The 8900-nt window shown below is 62.0% G+C and carries 7 protein-coding genes; 3 read left to right on the top strand and 4 right to left on the bottom strand.

Features of this window, described 5'->3' with window-relative positions; genetic code table 11:
• Positions 1-80: 80 nt before the first annotated feature.
• Complete coding sequence (locus HX855_RS00140; protein WP_177089552.1) at positions 81-941, bottom strand: universal stress protein; 861 nt, start codon at positions 939-941, stop codon at positions 81-83.
• A 151-nt stretch (positions 942-1092) separates the two neighbouring features.
• Here HX855_RS00140 and HX855_RS00135 point away from each other — a divergent pair, with 151 nt between their 5' ends.
• Entirely contained in the window at positions 1093-1695 is a 603-nt protein-coding gene (locus HX855_RS00135) for a tRNA-(ms[2]io[6]A)-hydroxylase (RefSeq protein WP_177089553.1), read from the top strand.
• Here the strand turns inward: HX855_RS00135 and HX855_RS00130 are convergent.
• Positions 1651-2850, bottom strand: a complete 1200-nt coding sequence (locus tag HX855_RS00130) for an MFS transporter (protein WP_177089554.1) — start codon at positions 2848-2850, stop codon at positions 1651-1653. The genes HX855_RS00135 and HX855_RS00130 overlap by 45 nt on opposite strands.
• 154 nt (positions 2851-3004) lie before the next feature.
• Here HX855_RS00130 and HX855_RS00125 point away from each other — a divergent pair, with 154 nt between their 5' ends.
• Together HX855_RS00125 and HX855_RS00120 are read left to right on the top strand one after the other, a co-directional pair.
• On the top strand, positions 3005-3712 hold the full coding sequence (locus tag HX855_RS00125; RefSeq protein ID WP_017480435.1) for a winged helix-turn-helix domain-containing protein: 708 nt from the start codon (positions 3005-3007) through the stop codon (positions 3710-3712).
• Complete coding sequence (locus HX855_RS00120) at positions 3713-4990, top strand: ATP-binding protein (protein WP_177089555.1); 1278 nt, start codon at positions 3713-3715, stop codon at positions 4988-4990.
• Positions 4991-6163: 1173 nt separating this feature from the next.
• Here the strand turns inward: HX855_RS00120 and HX855_RS00115 are convergent.
• Together HX855_RS00115 and HX855_RS00110 are read right to left on the bottom strand one after the other, a co-directional pair.
• The gene (locus HX855_RS00115) at positions 6164-6967 is read right to left on the bottom strand and encodes a MipA/OmpV family protein (protein ID WP_177089556.1); all 804 of its coding nucleotides are present in this window, start codon (positions 6965-6967) and stop codon (positions 6164-6166) included.
• A gap of 6 nt (positions 6968-6973) precedes the next feature.
• Positions 6974-8797: a serine hydrolase gene (locus tag HX855_RS00110; protein ID WP_177089557.1), complete on the bottom strand. Its 1824-nt coding sequence runs from the start codon at positions 8795-8797 to the stop codon at positions 6974-6976.
• Positions 8798-8900 lie beyond the last annotated feature (103 nt).

Below are 8900 nucleotides of genomic sequence, written 5' to 3'. Positions count from 1 at the left end.
CTTTTCCAAAAGTGACCCGCCGTAAGGGCGGAACCATAGGCGGCCGTTACCGCAGCAACGGATATGCCCCCCGCTCCAAATCACCCATTCGCCAACTCCTCCAGATGATCCATCAACTCCTGCGGCTTGAGCACCAACACATCACTGTCCACCGCATCCAGCACCACCTCCGCCGTGTTCCCGATCAACGCCCCGGAAATCCCGGTCCGCGCCACCGTGCCGATGATGGTCACCGCCGCCTGCCACTTGTGCACCGCATGGGGAATCAACACATCCGCCGGCCCTTCCTCGATATGCAGGTGGGTGTCATCAATGTCGAACTCCGCCTGAAACGCCTTGCACTGCTCACGATAACGCGCCTCGATGGTCTCCTTGAGCTGAAACACCGGATCCGCCGCCGACAGCATCGGCGAAGGATGCGCACTGATCACATGCAGTTGGGCCTTGGCCAGGCTGGCAATATCAAACCCATGATCAATGATCGCGTTATGCAACGCCTGATGCTCGGCATCGGAATTCCCCACATCGATGGCCGCCAATATCACCCCGCCCGCCCAAGGCGTGGACGTTTTCACCAGTAACACGGGCGTCGGGCAGTAGCGCATCAGCTTCCAGTCAGCAGGCGTCAGCAGGGCCTTTTTCAACGGGCTGTCCGCAAAATGCTGCTTGACCACCAACCCACAACCCTCAGCCTGCTGCACATCAATGATCGTTTCATGCAGGCTGTCATTCCACGCCTGCTCGGTGGTGACGCTGTAGCCATCCTCCTGCAAACCCGCCTTGAGCAGGCTCAGCATCGCCGAATGCTCGTGCTTCTTGTCGCACACCAACAAATGCAGGTGCGCCCCCGTCACGCCGGCAATCAGCTTGGCGCGCTTGAGGGCCAGGCTTTCCGAATGCTCGGGCTCGATAACCACCAGGATGCTGCGAACGGCTTGCATGGTCGGGTTCTCCAAAAAGGGTGGGCGTGGAACAACTATAGTTGCTGCCCGGCACACGTCATGTTGATGCACATCAAGCCCGGTGGCTGGCGGTCTGCGGCGCGCTGGGTATAATCGGCGGCCTTTTTGTGATTCTTTGCCCGTGAGCCCGATGAACCTGCCAGAAATCCACGAATTCCTCGGTTGCCGCACCCCCGACGACTGGGTCCAGGCCGCGCTGGCCGACCAGGAAACCCTGCTGATCGACCACAAGAACTGCGAATTCAAAGCCGCCAGCACCGCCTTGAGCCTGATCGCCAAGTACCATTCCCATGTCGACCTGATCAACCTGATGTCGCGCCTGGCGCGGGAAGAGTTGGTGCACCACGAGCAGGTCATGCGCTTGATGAAAAAGCGCAAGATCGAACTGCGCCAGCTCTCCGCCAGCCGCTACGCCTCGGGTTTGCGCAAGGTGGTGCGCAGCCACGAGCCGGTCAAACTGGTGGATACCCTGGTGGTCGGCGCGTTTATCGAAGCCCGCAGTTGCGAGCGTTTCGAAGCGCTGGTGCCGCATTTGGACGAAGAACTCGGCAAGTTCTACTTTGGCCTGCTGAAAAGCGAGGCCCGGCATTTCCAGGGTTACCTGAAGCTGGCTTACCAGTACGGCGACGCCAAGGACATTGCCCAGGTCATCGACCGGGTGCGCGCCGCCGAGCAGGAACTGATCGAATCACCCGACGTCGAGTTCCGCTTTCACAGTGGCGTGCCAGCCTGACGCAACCGCCACACCGATCAACGCGGTGATCCCGGCCAGTATCAGGATCACCGTCTGCGTCCCCAGTGGCGCCGCCAGCAGTGCAATCAGCAACCCGGCCAATGGCTGCGAGAGGTTGTTGAGCAAGGTCAGCACACCCACCGTCTTGCCAAAGTCCTGGACCGGGATTACCCGCTGGCGGGTGCTGCGGATGTACACGTTGAACATCTTGTCGAAACCGGTCACCAGCAGGAAGCCCAGGGTGTACGCCCATACGTTCGGGCTGATGGCGGTGATCAGCGCCCCCACGGCAATCATCGAATACGACAAACCGCCCAGCACCTTGAGCGGCAGGGAGGCGCGCGCCAGGTAGAACAGGATGACAATGGTCACCACCGCGCCCGCCGCTTGCAATCCGGCGTAGGTGTCTTTGCCGGCGGCGTATTGGCCGATGACCATGGCCGCCGAGGTGGCTAGGGTGACGCCGATGATCAGGTTCACGCCCACCGCCAGGGTGATGATTTTTTTCAGCTCCGGCAGGTCGCGGATATGCCTGAATGCGATGCGCAGCGGTTGCAGCCAGATATCGTGGTGTTGCTCGAAGGTCTCCAGGTTGACCGCGGTGTTGCGTTGCCAGATGCGCATCGCCACGTCGGCCAGCAGGAACAGCCCGGCAATCCCCAGCACCACCCAGTGCCACGCCCACACGTCCAGCATCAGCGCGGCCACCAGCGGGCCCAGCACCAGCCCGGTCTGGTCGGCAATCTGCGAGTAGGACAAGGTCTTGGCATAGCTGTAATGCTTGAAGATATGCGGCAGCAACACTTCCCGGGCCATGATGCCCTGGGTGGTCAATACGCCGCACAACGCCGACAGCATGACGATCCAGTAAATGCCGTCGAACACCCCGTACAGCAGCACCGCCGCGACGCAGGCCAACGCCCGGTAAACCTGGCTGATATGCAGCACGCGCACGGCGGGGTACTTGTCGCACAAGGCCCCGCACACCGGGAACGCCAGGTAGCGCGGCAACGACTCGACAAAAAACGCCAGGCCCGCCCAGGACACGCTGTTGGTGGTCTGGAACACGATCAACGGCACGATAAAGAGCAGAATCTGGTCAGCGAGGCGGGACAGGAACAACGACATGAAGAACGCCAGGTAATCCTTGCGCATACAACTCCCTGTGATGGCGTTAAAGATTGCAGGCTATTTGTTAAAAACTCTTAAAAGCATGAAGCTTCGTCGGCCAGTGATGGCCAGCTGCTTTAGTTGGCCAGCTTGCCACCTATAATGCGCACACTTCAATCCGCGCGTGCACTGGAAATTTATGGATAACTTGGGTCTCGGCAAGGTCTTGCTCGTGGAGGACGATCAGAAGCTGGCAGGGCTGATCGCCCATTTCCTGTCCCAGCATGGCTTCGAGGTGCTGGCCGTGCACCGGGGTGACCTGGCCCTGGCGGCCTTCCTGGAGTTCAAGCCCAAGATCGTCGTGCTCGACCTGATGCTGCCCGGCCAGAGCGGCCTGCATGTGTGCCGCGAAATTCGCAATGTGTCCGACACGCCGATCGTGATTCTCACCGCCAAGGAAGACGACCTGGACCATATCCTCGGCCTGGAGTCCGGCGCCGACGATTACGTGATCAAGCCGATCAAACCGCCGGTACTGCTGGCCCGCCTGCGTGCCCTGCAGCGGCGCCAGACCCCGGAACCCACGGTGCGCGGGTCCCTTGAGTTCGGCCGGCTGGCCATCGACCGCAGTTGCCGGGTGGTGAGCCTGGGCGGCGAGAAGATCGACCTGACCACCATGGAATTCGAACTGTTGTGGTTGCTGGCCAGCGCCGCCGGGAAAATCCTCTCCCGCGATGACATTCTCAACCGCATGCGCGGGATCGCCTTCGACGGGCTCAACCGCAGCGTTGATGTGTACATCAGCAAGCTGCGCGGCAAGCTCAATGACAACCCCCGGGAACCGGTGTGCATCAAGACCATCTGGGGCAAGGGCTACCTGTTCAATCCGTTCGCCTGGGAGGTCTAGATGCTAAGGCTGTTTCTGCGTCTGTATATCATCCTGGCCATCGGCCTGGCCGGGGCGATCTGGCTGGTGAACTACACCTTTGATGAACTGCTGCCGGAGGCCAACGAAACCTACAACCGCGAAGCCCTGCGCGGCCCGGCGTATGGGCTGGTGGAGCAACTGCGGCCGGTGACCGGTGATGCGCGGGCCGCACGCCTGGCCGAGCTGCAACCGCACTATGGGCTGCGGCTGAAACTGGTACAGCGTGACCAACTGGCGATGACCGAGCGTGAGCAACAACTGCTGGCCGCCGGGCAGCTGTTGGTGCGGGGGGACTTCATGGAGTTCCTGGTGGATATCGATGGCGGCCAGCAAATGCTCGAAATCAAGCTGCCTGAAGAACCCAAGTGGCTGTACCTGTGGGCGTATGGTTTCCTTGGGCTGTGCCTGGCCATCGTCCTGTATTTCTGGGTACGTCCCCATTGGCGCGACCTGGAACACATCCGCCTGGCGGCCCAACGCTTCGGCGACAACGACCTCGGCTCACGCATCCTGCTGCCGCGCCGCTCCACGGTGCGTGAGCTGGCGGGGCACTTCAACCAGATGGCCGAACGCATCGAAAGCCTGATCGCCAATCAGCGTGAGTTGACCAACGCGGTGTCCCACGAACTGCGCACCCCGATTGCGCGGCTGTCGTTTGAACTGGACCAGCTCAAGCAACAGGCCGACCCACGGCAAAGCCGCGCATTGATCGCCGACATGTACGCCGACCTTGGTGAGCTGGAAGAAATGGTCTCCGAACTGTTGACCTACGCCAGCCTGGAGCGCGGCGCCACGCAGATCACCCGGGAGAGTATCGAAGCCCACAGCTGGCTCGACAGCGTGATCGGCAGCGTGGCCCTGGAGGCCGAAGCAGCGGGGGTGCAGTTATTGCTGCGCACCTGTGAAGTCGACTACATCCGCATCGAACCGCGCTTTATGGCGCGGGCGGTGATCAACCTGTTGCGCAATGCCATCCGCTACGCCGACCGGCGCGTAGAAGTGTCCGTGGTGAAGTTTGGCGCCGGCTATGAAGTGCGGGTCAATGACGATGGCCCCGGAGTGCCGGTGGAAGGGCGGACGAAGATTTTCGAACCGTTCCTGCGCCTGGACGCCAGCCGCGACCGCCGCACCGGTGGCTTCGGCCTGGGCCTGGCGCTGGTGCAGCGAGTGTGCCAGTGGCACGGCGGGCAGGTTGAAGTGCTGGATTCGGAGTGGGGCGGGGCGTCGTTCCGGATGACGTGGGCGTATGTCGAATAACGAGCGAGGAACGATGGAGATCAGATGTGGGAGCTGGCTTGCCTGCGATAGCATCACCTGTGTCTCACTGAAAGACCGAGGTGCCTGCATCGCAGGCAAGCCAGCTCCCACATGTTTGATTGGGTTATCAAATCAGAGGGTGTACTCGACCATCCCCATCACCGACGTCTGCAAGCGTCTCTGCACAATTGGGCTTTGACTGATTATCCCCACGCTGATCGTTCCCACGCTCTGCGTGGGAATTCATCCCGTGACGCTCTGCGTCACCCCTGCGCAAGGCTTGAGCCTTGCATCGTCAGCTGGACGCAGAGCGTCCGAGGCGGCATTCCCACGCAGAGCGTGGGAACGATCAAAAGAACGATGGAGATCAGATGTGGGAGCTGGCTTGCCTGCGATAGCATCACCTGTGTCTCACTGAAAGACCGAGGTGCCTGCATCGCAGGCAAGCCAGCTCCCACATGTTTGATTGGGTTATCAAATCAGAAGGTGTACTCGACCATCCCCATCACCGACGTCTGCAAGCGTCTCTGCACAATCGGGCTTTGACTGATTATCCCCACGCTGATCGTTCCCACGCTCTGCGTGGGAATTCATCCCGTGACGCTCTGCGTCACCCCTGCGCAAGGCTTGAGCCTTGCATCGTCAGCTGGACGCAGAGCGTCCGAGGCGGCATTCCCACGCAGAGCATGGGAACGATCAAAAGAACGATGGAGATCAGATGTGGGAGCTGGCTTGCCTGCGATAGCATCACCTGTGTCTCACTGAAAGACCGAGGTGCCTGCATCGCAGGCAAGCCCGCTCCCACATGTTTGATTGGGTTATCAAATCAGAAGGTGTACTCGACCATTCCCATCACCGACGTCTGCAAGCGTCGCTCCACAATCGGGCTTTGACTGATTATCCCCACGCTGATCGTTCCCACGCTCTGCGTGGGAGTTCATGCCGTGACGCTCTGCGTCACCCCTGCGCAAGGCTTGAGCCTTGCATTGTCAGCTGGACGCAGAGCGTCCGAGGCGGCATTCCCACGCAGAGCGTGGGAACGATCAAAAGAACGATGGAGATCAGATGTGGGAGCGGGCTTGCCTGCGATAGCATCACCTGTGTCTCACTGAAAGACCGAGGTGCCTGCATCGCAGGCAAGCCAGCTCCCACATGTTTGATTGGGTTACCCAATCAGAAGGTGTACTCGACCATCCCCATCACTGACGTCTGCAAGCGTCGCTCCACAATCGGGCTCTGCCCGGCCTTGTCGGCCAGGTACTGCACATCCAGCAGCGTCGAAAACTGGGTGTGCTCGCTGATCGGCAAACTCCACACCACATTCATCCCGTTGCTGATATTGCCACCGCTGGCCTTGTAGGCCTTGAAGCGACTCTGCGCGGCCTGGCCGGTGGTGACGCCGTACCAGGTCTGCAGGTAGTTGCTGTCGCCAAAATGGCTGCTGAGGCTGGCGTCGAGGGAACCGTAGTCGCCGTCATACAGGTTGGTGCCCAGGCTCAGCTCCAGATGGGTGAAGGCCTTGCCGGAATCGTTGTGATCGTCCTCCTTCAGCGCATGTTCCAGGGTCGCGCCGATAATCACCCCGCCCAGGTTATAGCTGCCACTGACACCTACCTGGGCGCGGGTCTTGATCTCGCCCATGCCCTTGAGTTTCTTCGACCCCGGGCGGCCGCTTTTGCTCTCGTCCTTGCGTGAGCTGCTGGCACCGACGTAGGCACTGAAACTCGCGCCGCCGCCGTCATACCCCCAGCCCAGGCCCTTGTCGGTGTCGAGGAAAATCCCCCACGGGCTGACGACCGCCGCCCCCAGCACCGGCGCGGTCACCCGCTCGTCGCTGCCGCTGTAGCGGGGCAGGTTGGCCACGCCGGCCTTGAGGGTGTATTCCCAGTCGTCGGCCAGCAGGGCGTCGGCGCTGGTCAGCAGGCACAGGGACGTCAGGGACAGGCACAGGGGTTTGGAACGCAGGAGGGTTTTCATGGCAGGTCAGAGACTCAAGGGGGTGTGGGGGGGATCGGTACGTTTGAAGTGGTAGCCCGAGGCGCTCAGGCCGTTGACCTGGCGGCTCACGGTGTCGCCCAGGCCATAGCCATTGCCGGCCAGTACCGCGTGGGCGTTGTCCACCGGCAGCAGGATGTAGTCGGTCAGCGGCTGGTCATGCAGTTGGCCGCGGATCACCAGGAAGCCGTTTTCCAGGCGCACGCTGATGCCGCTCAAGGGCGCGTCGGGCTCGTGGGTATTGAGCACCTGATAGGTGCCGATGGTGTTGGCCCAGGCAGTGCTCAGTGGCGTCTGCTCGATGCGCTCGCCCACCGGCACACGCTGGCCGTGACTTCGGGCGGTGAGCATCTGGCGCCCTTGCACGGTCACCACATCCAGCTGCACGCGGCCCAGTTCGCCGAGGTCCTTGAGCCAGAAACCAAGGAATTTCTGTTGCGCCCGCAGCCAGCCCTGGCCGTCGCGCAGCAGTTCGAAGCGGGTGTCGGCCAACTCGCCATACAGCTTTGCGTTTTCGTCCTTGATGCGGAAAACGCCCCAGGCCGTGGCGTAGAACCCGGCCAGGCGCGCGCGGTCGATGGCGGCGGGCACCTGGCGGATTTTCAGGCCGTGGGTCGGTTGCCGGCAGTCGTCGGCACACACCGCGCTGCCGGTCTGGGCCTGGAGCATCAGGCGCAGGGTGTCGGTGGTCAGGGACACCACCAGCTCTTCGGCGTTGCTGTCGTTGGCCATCACGATCACGGCCAGTTGCTGGTCCGGCAGCATTGTCAATTGCGCGGCAAAATCGTCCCCGCCACCGCTGTGCTGGAAGGTACGGATGCCGGGGCCGACCGGCTCGTCACCACAGGGCGCGAGAAACCACCCCAGGCCCATCTGGCAGTCGAAGTCCAGGGCGTTGCCGGTGTTTTGCCGGGTGAACATTTCGTCGATCGACGGGCCGCCCAGTAGCTGTTTGTCTTTGTAGAGGCCCCGGGCAAAGAGCATTCGCACGTAGTGGCTGAGGTCCTTGGGGCTGGTCCACAGGCCGCCGGCGGCAAGGTCGCGCACCTGGGCGTCGGCGCTGGCGATGCCATCCTCATAACCCCGGGCGCGGAAGCCCGGTTGGGCAGCGGTGCCGACGAAGCTCGACTGGTTCATCTCCAGGGGCTTGAGCAGGCTGTTTTGCAGGCGGGTTTCAAAGTCTTGCCCGCTGGCGCGCTCGATAGCGGCCCCGGCCAGGGCGTAGCCGAGGTTGGAGTAGGCCACTTGGGTGCCCGGTGGCGTGCTCAGCCATACCCCGGAAATGCGCTGCGGCATCTGGCCCATGGCGAAGGTGTTGCGCACATCCCGCAGGTGTTCGCTGGGCAGGCCCGACTGGTGGCTGAGCAGGCGGCGCAGGGTGATGTCGCGGTCGGCGGCGGTTTGGTCGGAATGAAAACGCGAGCGTACGTAGAATTCCCGCAGGGTGGCCTGGATGGGCGTATCGAGGGCCAGCCGCTGTTGTTCCACCAGTTGCAGGGCGGCGGTGGCGGTGAGCAGTTTGGCGATGGCGCCGGCGCGGAACGCGGTGTTGGGGGTGACCGGCTTGCCCAAGGTTTTGTCCGCCACCCCAAACCCTTGGGCCCAGATCAGTTCCTGGCCATTGACCAGAGCGATGGACAGGCCGGCGGTGCCTTGCCTGGCCATTTCAACCGGGATGCGTTTTTGCAGGTAGCGGATGATCGCGCTGTAGTCGCCCTTGGGGATCGGCGGCGGGGCCGGTGGCTGGCCATGGCAGCCGATGCTGCCCAACAGGCAACCCAGCAGCGGGATACTGCGCAACGTGCGAAACATGATGAGCACCCGAGGGGTGGTTTGGATGCTCGAATGCTAGGGGCGGGCCGTCCATGGGTCTTTGTGAGCTTTGTCGGGAAACTGTCAAAGACTGTTAAAGAGG

This window comes from Pseudomonas sp. IPO3778 (genome assembly GCF_013386825.1).
Lineage (GTDB): Bacteria > Pseudomonadota > Gammaproteobacteria > Pseudomonadales > Pseudomonadaceae > Aquipseudomonas.
The sequence above is the reverse complement of the archived record's forward strand: the minus strand, read 5'-3'. Positions and strand labels throughout refer to the sequence as shown.

What these genes read in the sequence shown, in the direction of transcription:
- HX855_RS00120 (WP_177089555.1), top strand. Translation starts at nt 3,713, where the DNA reads ATGCTAAGGCTGTTTCTGCGTCTGTATATCATCCTGGCCATCGGCCTG.
- HX855_RS00125 (WP_017480435.1), top strand. Translation starts at nt 3,005, where the DNA reads ATGGATAACTTGGGTCTCGGCAAGGTCTTGCTCGTGGAGGACGATCAG.
- HX855_RS00140 (WP_177089552.1), bottom strand. Translation starts at nt 941, where the DNA reads ATGCAAGCCGTTCGCAGCATCCTGGTGGTTATCGAGCCCGAGCATTCG.
- HX855_RS00115 (WP_177089556.1), bottom strand. Translation starts at nt 6,967, where the DNA reads ATGAAAACCCTCCTGCGTTCCAAACCCCTGTGCCTGTCCCTGACGTCC.
- HX855_RS00130 (WP_177089554.1), bottom strand. Translation starts at nt 2,850, where the DNA reads ATGCGCAAGGATTACCTGGCGTTCTTCATGTCGTTGTTCCTGTCCCGC.
- HX855_RS00110 (WP_177089557.1), bottom strand. Translation starts at nt 8,797, where the DNA reads ATGTTTCGCACGTTGCGCAGTATCCCGCTGCTGGGTTGCCTGTTGGGC.
- HX855_RS00135 (WP_177089553.1), top strand. Translation starts at nt 1,093, where the DNA reads ATGAACCTGCCAGAAATCCACGAATTCCTCGGTTGCCGCACCCCCGAC.